The sequence below is a fragment of the Sediminibacterium sp. TEGAF015 genome, assembly GCF_025997995.1.
GTDB lineage: Bacteria > Bacteroidota > Bacteroidia > Chitinophagales > Chitinophagaceae > Sediminibacterium.
In genome coordinates this window covers 1,918,519-1,931,226 of sequence record NZ_AP026683.1, presented here as the reverse complement: position 1 = coordinate 1,931,226, position 12,708 = coordinate 1,918,519, and the positions used below count along the sequence as shown (strand labels likewise).

Here is a 12,708-nt window from a genome sequence, read left to right as displayed (position 1 = left end):
AGACATGTTAACCAATAAAGAAACACTTACTGCAAAAGCAGGAACAGTTGTTCGTGAACTATCTGGATCACAAGCGGTTTTGGAAGCTTGTATTGTAGAAGGAGTTGATACCATTTTTGGGTATCCTGGTGGTGCCATCATGCCCATTTATGATGCCTTGTACGATTATCACGACAAACTGAAACATATATTGGTAAGACATGAGCAGGGTGGAATACATGCAGGTCAGGGTTATGCAAGAAGCAGCGGTAAAGTAGGAGTAGTATTTGCTACCAGTGGTCCGGGTGCCACCAATTTGGTAACTGGACTTGCTGATGCAATGATTGATAGCACGCCTTTGGTTTGTATCACCGGACAGGTATTTGCACATTTGCTGGGGACTGATGCATTTCAAGAAACCGATGTAGTAAATATAACAACCCCTGTTACAAAGTGGAATTATCAGATTACAGATGCAACAGAAATACCACATGTGTTGGCAAAAGCATTTTATATTGCCCGCTCTGGAAGACCCGGACCTGTATTAATAGATATAAGTAAGAATGCACAGATTCAAAAATTTAACTACGAAGGGTATACGCGTTGTAACCATATTCGCAGTTATCGTCCCAAGCCAATTGTAAGAAGAGAATATATTGAAGCTGCTGCCAAATTGATTAATGAAGCTAAAAAACCATTTGTAATTTTTGGACAGGGTGTAATTCTGGGTAAGGCAGAAAAAGAATTCAAGGCTTTCATTGAAAAGTCTGGTATCCCTGCTGCCTGGACGATATTAGGATTAAGTGCTTTGTCAACTGATCATCCACAGAATGTAGGTATGTTAGGAATGCATGGTAATTATGGACCTAATGTATTGACCAACGAGTGTGATGTTTTAATTGCGGTAGGCATGCGATTTGATGATCGGGTAACAGGTCGATTAGATAAGTACGCCAAACAAGCGCAAATTATTCATTTGGATATTGATCCGGCAGAAATTAATAAGAACGTAAAAGTAACAGTACCGGTTTGGGGAGATTGTAAGGAAACGCTTCCACTGTTAACACAGTTGGTTGAAGCAAAGCAACACAAAGAATGGTTGGCTTTGTTTAACCAATATACTGCCGAAGAAAAAGAAGCGGTGATGGATGCAGAATTGTTTCCGAAATCAGGTGAAATGACCATGGGTGAAGTGATTCAGCAATTGAATGAATTGACCAACGGAGATGCCATCATTGTTACTGATGTAGGACAACACCAGATGGTGGCTTGCCGATATGCTAAATTCAATACGTCCAAAAGTAATATTACTTCAGGTGGTTTGGGTACCATGGGCTTTGCCTTACCAGCTGCCATTGGTGCTAAGTTTGGCGCGCTGGAAAGAACTGTTGTGGCCATCATTGGAGATGGTGGTTTTCAAATGACCCTACAGGAATTAGGTACCATTATGCAAACAGGGCTGAATGTAAAAATCCTTATTCTGAACAACCGATTCTTAGGGATGGTTCGTCAGTGGCAGGAATTATTCAATGACAAACGCTATTCATTTGTTGATATACAAAGCCCTGATTATGTTCAGTTGGCTAAAGCGTATGGCATTGATGGATCCAGTGTTTCTGATAGAAATGATCTAAGAGCTGCTTTATCAACTATGCTACACTCAGAAGGTTCTTATTTGCTGGAAGTAATGGTGGGAAAAGAAAACAATGTTTTCCCAATGGTGCCCCAGGGTTGCAGTGTTTCAGAAATCCGTTTAAAATAATTGGCAATGAAAAAAGAATTTACTATAACGGTTTATACAGAAAATCAGGTGGGTTTACTAAATCGCATTGCGATTATTTTCAGCAGAAGAAAAATCAATATTGATAGCCTCAATGTTTCTCCTTCTGAAGTGGAATCTATCCATCGCTTCACCATTGTGATAAATGAAACAGAAGAAGTGGTTCGAAAGCTTTGTCTACAGATTGAAAAGCAAGTTGAAGTATTAAAAGCCTATTTTAATACCAATGATGAGATTATCTGGCAGGAAATGGCATTGTATAAAGTGCCTACGGATGCGGTAGCAGAAAAACTGAAAGTAGAAAGATTGCTTCGCGAATATGGTGCAAGAGCAGTCGTAATTAGAAAAGACTATACCATTTTTGAAACAACGGGTCAAAGGGAAGAAACCGATCGATTGATTCATTTTCTGGAACCATACGGCTTAATTGAATTTGTCCGTACTGCCAGAATCGCTATCATTAAAGCCAGCAGTGGTTTTCATGAAAAGATTAAAGAATTTGAAGCAGTAGAGCCTGCAGAAGAATTGGTAGAGAACGAATTTCTTAATCAGGGACAGGCTGTTTTCACTATGTAAATCCTCATTTAAAAACTTTAACAAACAACATACTATGGCTAATTATTTCAATTCTCTTCCTTTACGCGAGCAGCTGAATCAGCTGGGTGTTTGCGAATTCATGGATAAAGCTGCTTTTGCTGATGGAATCAATGCATTGGTTGGCAAAAAACTGGTGATTATTGGTTGCGGCGCGCAAGGTTTGAATCAGGGGTTGAATATGCGCGATTCTGGACTGGATATTTCTTATGCATTGAGAAAAGAGGCGATTGATCAAAAAAGGGCTTCCTATGTTAATGCAACAGAAAATAATTTTAAAGTAGGCACTTATGAAGAATTGATTCCAACGGCTGATGTGGTAATCAATCTTACTCCGGATAAACAACATAGTTCGGTAATAGCAGCTGTTATGCCTTTGATGAAAAAAGGTGCTACGCTTTCCTATTCTCATGGCTTTAATATTGTAGAAGAAGGCATGCAGATTCGAAAAGACATTACGGTAATTATGGTTGCTCCCAAATGTCCAGGTACAGAAGTGCGGGAAGAATACAAGCGTGGCTTTGGAGTCCCTACGTTGATTGCGGTTCATCCTGAAAATGATCCGGAAGGAAAGGGATGGGATTACGCTAAAGCTTATTGTGTAGCAACAGGTGGTCATAGAGCAGGTGTATTAAAATCTTCTTTTGTTGCTGAAGTAAAATCAGATTTAATGGGTGAGCAGACAATATTATGTGGTTTGCTACAGACAGGTTCTATTTTGTCTTTCAATAAAATGATTGAAAAAGGAATCAACGCTGGCTATGCAGCTAAATTAATTCAGTACGGATGGGAAGTGATTACAGAAGCTTTAAAGCAGGGTGGTATTACTGCTATGATGGATCGCTTATCTAATCCTGCCAAGCTGAAAGCTTTTGAACTTTCAGAAGAATTGAAAGAAATTATGCGTCCCTTATTTCAGAAACACCAGGACGATATTATGAGCGGTGCCTTTTCTTCAGGTATGATGGAAGACTGGGCCAATGGGGATAAAAAATTATTGACTTGGAGAGAAGCGACAGGTGAAACAGCGTTTGAAAAAACAGCGGCTGGGAATATGAAAATTTCCGAACAGGAATTCTTCGATAATGGATTATTGATGGTAGCATTTGTTAGATCAGGAGTAGAACTGGCATTTGAAACAATGGTAGAAGCTGGCATTAAGGAAGAGTCTGCCTATTATGAATCGCTTCATGAAACACCATTGATTGCCAATACGATTGCCAGAAAGAAACTATACGAAATGAACCGTGTAATATCTGATACGGCTGAATATGGTTGTTATTTATTTGATCATGCCTGTAAGCCTTTATTAGCCAATTTCATGACCAAAATTGATACTGATGTGATTGGAAAAAATTTCAATGACGGCAAAGACAACGGTGTTGACAATAAAACACTGATAGCAGTGAATGCAGTAATCAGATATCATCCTGTAGAAATAGTAGGAGAAAAATTAAGACAAGCGATGACCGATATGAAAACCATCGCAACCAATCAGTAAGCAGTTACATACAAATGCAGGAACAAACTACCATAGCAGGATTTGGCTTAGAAATTGAAGCAGCAAAAGAAAAATTGAAGGCTGTGGTGAAGCATACACCACTTATTTACAATGCCTCTCTCTCTAAGAAATATGGCTGCTCCGTTTATTTAAAAAGGGAAGATTTGCAAATAGTACGTTCTTATAAATTAAGAGGTGCGTACAACATGATTAGCAGTTTGCCCGAACAACAGCGAGCTAAAGGGGTTGTATGTGCCAGTGCTGGAAATCATGCGCAGGGATTTGCCTATAGCTGTAAAGTGTTGAATATAAAAGGGGTTGTGTTTATGCCCATCATTACTCCCAATCAGAAAGTGAGACAAACGAAAATGTTTGGTGATGGAAATATTGAGATTAAACTAGTTGGAGACACATTTGATGATTGTGCAGCAGCCGCAAAGATATTTACTGAAGCAAATGGTATGACTTTCATACCTCCATTTGATCATCCCAAAGTGATTGAAGGGCAAGCCACCGTTGGAGTGGAAATTTTAGCCGATTTGCAGGAAATTGATTTTTTGTTTGCACCCGTTGGTGGTGGAGGATTAATTGCGGGAGTTGGTGCCTATTTTCAGCAGGCATCGCCCAATACTAAAATCATAGGCGTTGAACCCGAAGGAGCTCCCTCTATGTCGGAAGCATTAAAAAAAGGAATGCCTGTAAAATTAGACAGTATTGATCCCTTTGTAGACGGTGCAGCCGTAAAGCGAGTAGGAGACTATCCTTTTGAAATTTGTAAAGAGGTAATTGATGAGATGGTTTTGGTAAATGAAGGCAAAGTATGTTCTGTAATTCTGAAATTATACAATGAAGATGCGATAGTGGTGGAACCTGCAGGTGCTTTGTCTGTGGCTGCATTGGATAACTATAGTGAAATGATCAGGGGGAAGAAAGTAGTATGTATTGTAAGTGGAAGCAATAATGATATTGACCGAATGCAGGAAATTAAAGAAAGGTCCTTGCAGTTTGAAGGGTTGAAACATTTTTTTCTAATCCGTTTTGCACAACGACCGGGTGCATTAAAAGAGTTTGTGAATCATGTATTGGGACCAACGGATGATATTGTTCGATTTGAATATATGCAAAAGCATAATAAAGAAACCGGTCCCGCATTGGTAGGGATTGAAATGCAGGATAAAGCTGATTATGAACGTTTGCTGGAAAATATGCAACGCTATCATATCAATTTTACTCCTATCAACAAGAACGATAACTTATTCGGGTATTTAATTTAATAAATTGTTTATGCAGGTATTAAAGTTTGGAGGAAGTTCTGTTGCTAATGCTGTAAATATCGGTAAGGTAACAGCTATAGTGGCAAAGGCTGTACAAAAAGAGCCTGTTATTTTAGTAGTATCTGCATTGGGGGGCGTAACCGATCAGCTGATTGCTATTGGTGCAAAAGCTGCTGGTGGTGATGAAAGTTATAAAGAACAAATCAAGGAGCTTGAAGTAAAACACCTGGAAGCAGTACGAGGGTTGTTGCCCGTACAAAATCAAAGTGCTACTTTAAGTTGGGTGAAGCAGCAACTAAATGAACTGGAAAGGATTTGTGATGGTATTTTTTTATTGGGAGAGTTGTCGGCCAGAATACAGGATAGACTGGTAAGTTATGGAGAGTTGCTTTCTTCTTATATCATTACTGCTGCATTGAAGGAATTGAATACGAATCCTGTCTGGACCGATTCCAGAGAGCTCATTATTACCAATGATTTCTATGGAAATGCAAGTGTGCAATTTGAAATGACTAATCAACGGATTCTTTCTTTTTTACAAAGTAATTCCTCCTCTTTGTATGTTGCTCCCGGATTTATTGCTGCCAATGAAAAAGGATATACTACTACATTGGGTAGAGGGGGATCTGATTATACAGGAGCTATTTTTGCTGCCGCAACTGATGCTACCGCACTTGAAATTTGGACGGATGTTACCGGGATGATGACAGCAGACCCGCGTTTGGTTTTGAATCCAAGACCTATTGAAGCTATTTCTTATGAGGAAGCCATGGAGCTATCTCATTTTGGGGCTAAAATAATTTATCCGCCCACCATTCAGCCAGTGATGAAAAAAAACATTCCTGTTTGGGTGAAGAATACTTTTGAACCTGAAGCAGCAGGCACCGTTATTCAACAACATGCGGTTGCCAACTCTGATGTAGTAAGGGGGATATCCAGCATTAACCGAATTGCTTTGTTGAGTTTGGAGGGAAGTGGTATGATTGGTATACCCGGATTTAGTAAGCGATTGTTTGAAGTGTTGGCATTGAATAGAATCAATGTTATTTTAATTACCCAAAGTTCCTCTGAGTATTCTATCTGTGTTGCCATTAATGAAGCAGATGCAAATACTGCCCAACGGGCAATTGACGCTTTTTTTGCCTACGAAATTGAAAATGGGAAAGTAAATCCTGTATCAGTAGAAACTGGGTTAAGTATTGTAGCAGTAGTAGGAGAACAAATGAAAAGCTTACCAGGTATCAGTGGAAGAATGTTTGGCGGTTTGGGCAGAAACGGAATAAATGTAAGAGCCATTGCTCAAGGATCTTCTGAGAAAAATATATCTGCCGTAATTGCTGCAACTGATGTTAAAAAAGCCATTAATGTTTTACACGAAGACTTCTTTGAAACAACCTATAAGCAGTTGAATGTATTTGTAGCTGGAGCAGGTAATGTGGGAGGAAAATTATTGGGGCAGTTGAATCAGCAGTTGCAGTATTTAAAAGATCATATGCGTTTGCAAATACAAGTCGTAGGTATTGCAAATAGCAGACGTGCTATATTGGATGATGCAGGGATTGATTTGAATAACTGGAGATCGGTTTTAGAAGAATCACCTGAAACAGATATTCATGGTTTTGTTACTGCCATTATAGAAAAGAACCTCCGCAACAGTGTTTTTGTTGATGTTACAGCCAATGAAGTTGTAGCGTCTGTGTATGGTACTTTATTAGCCAAAAGTGTTGCAGTGGTTGCTTGCAATAAAATTGCCTGCTCCTCTACTTATGAAAATTATAAAAAGCTAAAGCATCTGGCCAGAACCTACAATACGCGCTTTTTATTTGAGACCAATGTAGGAGCTGGTTTGCCAATTATTGGGACGCTCAATGACTTAATGAGAAGTGGAGATAAGATAACCAGAATACAGGCTGTTTTATCGGGCACTTTAAATTTTGTATTCAATCATTATAACGGAACCATACCTTTTGCACAGGTAGTAAAGCGTGCACAGGACGAAGGGTATACAGAGCCAGATCCAAGATTGGATTTGGGAGGAACGGATGTGATGAGAAAAATAATGATTTTAGCAAGAGAAGCAGGCGAGATGATGGAAATGGATCAGATTACCAATGAGGCTTTCTTGCCTGCGAGTTGTTTTGAAGGGACAGTCGCTGATTTTTATGCTGAAATGGAAAGGCAAGAACCGCATTTTCAACAATTATTAGCAAGCGCAAAAGCCAATCATGCCAAATTGAAATTTGTTGCTGAGTACTATAATGGGTCAGCCAAAGTTGGTTTACAGGAAATTCCGGCGCATTCTGATTTCTATCATTTATATGGAAAGGATAACCTTGTATTGTTTTATACAGAAAGGTATCCCGAACAGCCATTGGTAATTAAAGGAGCAGGAGCCGGAGCTGAAGTAACTGCTTCTGGTGTATTTGCAGATATTATACGCATAGCTTAAATGGGTAAAAAAATTACGATACATAGTCCTGCTACGGTAGCCAATATGGTTTGTGGTTTTGATGTGCTGGGTTTTGCCGTGCATGAGCCCTATGATATCATGCATATTGAGTTAACCCCGGAGCCTGGAATTGTTATTGTAAATGAAGATGATTTTAATTTGCCAACTGATCCTTTGCAAAATGTTGCGGGTGCTGCATTGCTTGCATTAATGGAAGCTTATGGGCAGCCTGTGGGATTTAAGCTGTCGATTAACAAACAGATAAAGCCAGGAAGTGGTGTGGGTTCCAGTGCGGCTAGTTCTGCTGGTGCAGTAGCAGGCGCCAATGCTTTGCTTGGCAATCCATTTTCCAAAGAAGAGCTGGTGAAATTTGCCATGAATGGGGAGAAGCTGGCTTCAGGGGTTAAGCATGCAGATAATATTGCGCCCTGCATTTATGGTGGCGTTACTTTAATTCGCTCTGTTTTTCCATTGGATATTGTAAAGTTGAATGTGCCTGATTTATACGTCACCATCATTCATCCCCAAATTGAAGTAAAAACTTCTGATGCAAGAAGCATATTGAAACAGCAGGTGTTATTAAAAGATGCCATTAAGCAATGGGGGAATATTGCAGGACTTGTGGCTGGATTGCAACAGGGCGATTATGATTTAATCGGAAGATCATTGGAAGACTTTTTAATTGAACCTACTAGAAGTATTCTCATCCCTGCATTTGACAAAGTTAAAAAAGCGAGTAAAGAGTTGGGCGCACTCGGAGGAGGTATTTCAGGTTCAGGCCCTTCTATCTTCATGTTAAGTACGAATGAAAGTACTGCCAAATCCGTTGAATTGGCCATGTGTCAGATTTACGATCAGATTGGACTGGGTTACCATACCTACCTAACAACCATTAATACACGCGGAATCCTTTTAAGCGAAGCTTCATGAAATATTTTAGTTTAAACAAACAATCTTCTCCGGTAGATTTTAGGGAAGCTACACTAAAAGGACAAGCGCCAGATAAGGGCTTGTATTTTCCCGAAGAGATTCCTTTGCATGAGAAGACGTTCATTGAGCAACTTCGCAGTTTTTCAAAAGAGGAAATTGCTTTTCGTGTAATGGAGCCTTTTGTTGGTGACACTATTCCAAAAAATGTTTTGCAGCGGATAGTTACAGAGACAGTGGACTTCCCTTTTCCTTTGCATCCTATTCATGAAAGCATTTCCTCTCTGGAATTGTATCACGGTCCCACATTTGCTTTTAAAGATGTGGGTGCCAGATTCATGAGTCGTTGTCTTTCTTATTTTTCCAGCAATGCAGTTACAACTACCACTATTTTGGTAGCCACTTCTGGAGATACTGGTGGTGCTGTAGCTAATGGATTTTTAGATGTTGAAGGTATAGAAGTAATTATCCTATATCCTTCGGGAAAAGTAAGTCCTGTACAGGAATTACAGTTAACAACCTGCGGCTCTAATATCACCGCGCTCGAAATAGATGGAAGCTTTGATGATTGTCAGGCATTGGTGAAAGAAGCGTTTATGGATACTGCTATTACTGCCAGAAAGAATCTGAGTTCTGCTAATTCTATCAATGTGGCACGATGGCTTTCTCAGCAAATTTATTATTTTTTAGCCCATCAGCAGTGGGCGTATGATATGCCTCCAGTGATAGCAGTACCCAGTGGAAATTTTGGAAATATTTGTGCGGGTATACTGGCGCATAAAACAGGTTTGCCAGTAAAACATTTTGTTGCAGCTTGTAATGTGAATGATACAGTTCCAGCTTATTTAAGAACTGGTTCGTACCAGGTTAAACCCAGTGTTTCTACTTTGTCCAATGCTATGGATGTAGGCAATCCTAGCAATTTTATCCGAATAATGAAATTAATGAATCAGGATTATACTGTTTTGCAATCATTGGTATCGGGCTATACTATTACAGATGAAACCACATTGGCTACCATTCAGAAAGTATATCAGCAATATGGTTATATGCTGGATCCACATGGGGCAGTGGCTTATGCAGCATTAACACAGTATCAGCAGGAAAATAAGAGTGCAAGAGGATATATTCTTGAAACAGCTCATCCTGTGAAGTTTCCCGATGCAGTAAAAGAAGCTACCGGTCACGAAGCTCCAATACCGCCAGCTGCAATGGAATTATTTGGCAAACAAAAAAGAAGCATACCCATGCAAAAGGATTATGCTTCTTTTAAAGAATATTTATTAAACAAATAGGGTGTGTATATAAAACGGCTATTGAATTTTTTTCTGAAAATTAATCTCTATAATTTAACGCAGGCTTTCTATCTCCTAATAAAGGTTTATACTGATAGCTGCCTACACTTTTGATGAACTCATCTTTTGCTTTTTGAATCACTCCTGGTTTGTTGAATAGATCAATGGCAGTTAGTGCCATGGTTTTTGCTGCCACCAGCATGCCCTTTGTGCCAATTTCTGTGCCACCGCAGGCAACAGCTTGCCAGCTATGGGCAGAAGTTCCCGGAATCCAGGTAGCTGCTTCTAATCCCACAGTTGGTACCACATAGCTAACATCACTTACATCGCTGGATCCTCCACCTGCGTCTGCTTCTTTCTGTAAAGGTTGAATAGTAGCAGCTTCTTCTATTGCAGGAGCTTTACCTATAAAACTGGACTGGATTTTTTTCCCAAAGCTTTTTTCTTCTTCTGTATACGTTACACCGCCTACTTTTACTAGATTTTCCTGCATTACTTCGGCCAGGGTTTTATTGATTAACAAATCGTGTGTACCTCCTACAATTTCATAGCTCATTTTAGTTCCTGTGCCTAATGCTGCTCCTTCTGCTGCTTTGGTAATTCTATCAAACACATCTACCGCTACTTCTCTTTTGGGATGACGCACATAATAATATACTTCCGCAAAATCGGGTACCACATTCGGTGCTTTACCTCCATTGGTAATTACATAATGAATGCGGGTTTCCTGCGGTATATGTTCTCGCATCATATTCGCCATATGATTCAAGGCTTCCACTGCGTCCAAAGCAGATCGGCCATTTTCAGGCGACATAGCTGCATGAGAAGCAATTCCCTGAAATCTAAATTTTGCAGATTTATTGGCGATAAAACTGGTCATGTACACTTTGTTCTGGTCATCTGGATGCCAGTGAATCACAGCATCTACGTTTTTGAAAAGGCCATCTCTTACCATATATACTTTTCCACTTCCCCCCTCTTCTGCCGGACAGCCATACACTTTAATGGTACCTGTCATTTTATTTTCTTCTATCAATTTTTTAATAGCAATTCCCGCAGATACTGAAGCAGTTCCAAATAAATGATGACCGCAACCATGCCCCCCAATTTTTCCATCAATTGATTTCTTTTCTGGGATGGCTTCCTGAGCCAGACCGGGGAGTGCATCGTATTCTGCCAGTATGCCGATAACTGGACTGCCCGATCCATAGGTAGCTACAAAAGCGGTGGGGATACCTGCCACCCCTGTTTCAACTGTAAATCCAGCTTCTTTTAAATGTTGCACATGCAATGCTGCACTCTTGGTTTCTTTATAACCCAGCTCTGCATAATCCCAGATTTGTAGTGCTGTCTTTTTATCAGCAGCATAGCTGGCATCCAGCATAGAAAGCGTTTTTTCTTTTAATGCATTTAGTTGCTGGCTTGCTGCATTGTTGGTATTTGTTGCAGCATTTTTTTTCTGCCCATAGCTATTCAAAGCAAAAAATAGGCAGATGGCTAATATCTTTTTCATAGCATCAAATTTCGGTTTATTTTGTTCAGCATTCAATTATTGAATAAATTACTTTGAACAAAACTTGCCATGAATAATAAACTAGCAATCTGGTCAATTACGGTTGGTCTCGGAGGATTTCTTTTTGGATTAGATGTAGCGGTAATATCCGGTGCTGAACAAGCCATTCAACAACTTTGGTCCTTGTCTGACTGGATGCATGGAACAGCTATTGCTATGGCATTGTACGGGACTGCATTTGGTGCTGCTTTGGGAAATATTCCTGCTAATAAAATCGGAAGAAAGCAGACCCTTATCTGGATTGGCATTTTGTTTCTGGTAACTTCTGTAGGTGCGGCACTTTCGACCAATGTATATGCTTTTATGTTTTTCCGATTTGTGAGTGGCTTGAGTATTGGTGCTTCTTCCGTAGTAGCGCCCGTATACATTTCTGAAATTGCTCCGCCAAAATACAGAGGCAGGATGGTTATTTCCTTTCAGCTGAATGTGGTGGCAGGAATCCTGATTGCATATTTCTCTAATTATTTACTGGCTGGTGTGGGTGGAGAGGACGACTGGCGCTGGATGTTGGGTGTGGTAGCCATACCTTCTTTGTTCTTTTCTTTATTAATGCTGATTACCCCAGAAACGCCCAGGTGGCTGGTGTTATTTAAAAAAGACGATGCAGCTGCTGCTAAAGTATTGGCTTTGACAGGAGAAGACGCACCCAGAGTAATTGCAGATATCAAAGCATCTGTTGGAAAAGCCACTACAGAACCTTTGTTTAATAAGAAATTTTTTAAGCCTTTATTGCTAGCATTTTTAATAGCATTCTTTAATCAAATGTCAGGCATAAATGCCATTATCTATTTTGCTCCCAAAGTTTTTGAAATGGCCGGTATTGGTAGGGAGGGAGCGTTGTTGTCTACGGTAGGAATTGGAGTGATGAATTTGTTTTTTACCATTGCCGGTTGGTATTTGATTGATCGTTTTGGTAGAAGAGTATTAATGTTTATTGGTTCGGCAGGTTATATCATTTCACTTAGTATGATTGCTATCTCTTTTAATAGTACCGACCATTCTATGGTGGTGTATTATGTATTTATGTTCATAGCAGCACATGCTGTAGGGCAGGGTGCGGTAATTTGGGTATTCTTATCTGAACTATTCCCAAATTCAGTTAGAGCCAGTGGTACTTCCTTTGGCTGTTTGGTGCACTGGGTCTTTGCAGCATTGATTGCACAAGTGTTTCCTTATTTTGCTGCCAATGTTTCAGGTACTGTGATATTTGGATTCTTTGCATTTATGATGGTACTCCAACTATTGTATGTATGGAAAATGATGCCGGAAACCAAAGGTGTTGCTTTGGAAGATATGGGAGGAACTGTTGTGTTACATTAGATTTTAATCCATTTCA

General features: G+C 39.8%; 9 protein-coding genes. 8 read left to right on the top strand and 1 reads right to left on the bottom strand.

What is annotated here, in order from left to right:
• Positions 1-4: 4 nt before the first annotated feature.
• From ilvB to thrC, 7 genes are read left to right on the top strand one after another with little or no spacing between them, the layout of a single operon-like run.
• A complete protein-coding gene (gene ilvB, locus TEGAF0_RS08715; protein ID WP_264901229.1) occupies positions 5-1,741 on the top strand; it encodes a biosynthetic-type acetolactate synthase large subunit in 1,737 nt (578 codons plus the stop codon).
• Positions 1,742-1,747: 6 nt separating this feature from the next.
• On the top strand, positions 1,748-2,335 hold the full coding sequence (ilvN, locus tag TEGAF0_RS08710; RefSeq protein WP_264897787.1) for an acetolactate synthase small subunit: 588 nt from the start codon (positions 1,748-1,750) through the stop codon (positions 2,333-2,335).
• Between the two features lie 34 nt (positions 2,336-2,369).
• Complete coding sequence (gene ilvC / locus TEGAF0_RS08705) at positions 2,370-3,854, top strand: ketol-acid reductoisomerase (protein ID WP_264897786.1); 1,485 nt, start codon at positions 2,370-2,372, stop codon at positions 3,852-3,854.
• A gap of 14 nt (positions 3,855-3,868) precedes the next feature.
• Entirely contained in the window at positions 3,869-5,128 is a 1,260-nt protein-coding gene (gene ilvA / locus TEGAF0_RS08700) for a threonine ammonia-lyase (RefSeq protein WP_264897785.1), read from the top strand.
• Positions 5,129-5,138: 10 nt separating this feature from the next.
• Positions 5,139-7,577 carry a bifunctional aspartate kinase/homoserine dehydrogenase I gene (gene thrA / locus TEGAF0_RS08695; protein WP_264897784.1) on the top strand — a complete coding sequence of 813 codons (2,439 nt, stop codon included), beginning with the start codon at positions 5,139-5,141 and terminating at the stop codon, positions 7,575-7,577.
• Positions 7,578-8,507, top strand: a complete 930-nt coding sequence (locus tag TEGAF0_RS08690; protein WP_264897783.1) for a homoserine kinase — start codon at positions 7,578-7,580, stop codon at positions 8,505-8,507.
• Positions 8,504-9,799 carry a threonine synthase gene (gene thrC / locus TEGAF0_RS08685; protein ID WP_264897782.1) on the top strand — a complete coding sequence of 432 codons (1,296 nt, stop codon included), beginning with the start codon at positions 8,504-8,506 and terminating at the stop codon, positions 9,797-9,799. Before TEGAF0_RS08690 ends, thrC begins: the two co-directional genes overlap by 4 nt.
• Positions 9,800-9,839: 40 nt before the next feature.
• Here thrC and TEGAF0_RS08680 read toward each other — a convergent pair whose 3' ends face one another.
• Entirely contained in the window at positions 9,840-11,312 is a 1,473-nt protein-coding gene (locus TEGAF0_RS08680; protein ID WP_264897780.1) for an amidohydrolase, read from the bottom strand.
• Between the two features lie 69 nt (positions 11,313-11,381).
• Here TEGAF0_RS08680 and TEGAF0_RS08675 point away from each other — a divergent pair, with 69 nt between their 5' ends.
• Entirely contained in the window at positions 11,382-12,692 is a 1,311-nt protein-coding gene (locus TEGAF0_RS08675) for a sugar porter family MFS transporter (protein ID WP_264897779.1), read from the top strand.
• The last annotated feature ends 16 nt before the right edge of the window (positions 12,693-12,708 follow it).